This is a genomic window from Photobacterium sp. R1 (genome assembly GCF_054600795.1).
Genome location: NZ_BAAHZP010000601.1, coordinates 1 through 267, shown reverse-complemented (window position 1 = coordinate 267; position 267 = coordinate 1). Strand labels below are relative to the sequence as shown.

The following is a 267-nucleotide window of genomic DNA, read 5'->3' as shown; positions in this document are numbered from 1 at the left end:
CCCTGACCTGGGATGGCATCGCGCAGCCACTGACCGGCCATGAGATTGCCAAGTTCAAGGCCCTGTTCAACCGAATCGACAGCAAGCACATTGAAGCGATGGTTGAAGCATCTAAAGAAGATGCCGCTGCTGAAAAAGCGGTAGCAACCCAACCCGCTGCCGGTCCGTTGGTTGATGAGCCAATCGCGGATGAAATCGAGTTCGATGACTTTGCAAAAGTGGATCTGCGTATCGCGAAAATCATCAGCTGCGAGTCAGTGCCAAAAG

The 267-nt window shown here is 53.2% G+C and carries 1 pseudogene; it reads left to right on the top strand.

Annotation, left to right across the window (positions count from 1 at the left end):
• Window positions 1-267, top strand: a pseudogene (gene metG / locus ACYP03_RS26455) (methionine--tRNA ligase); the annotation flags it as partial.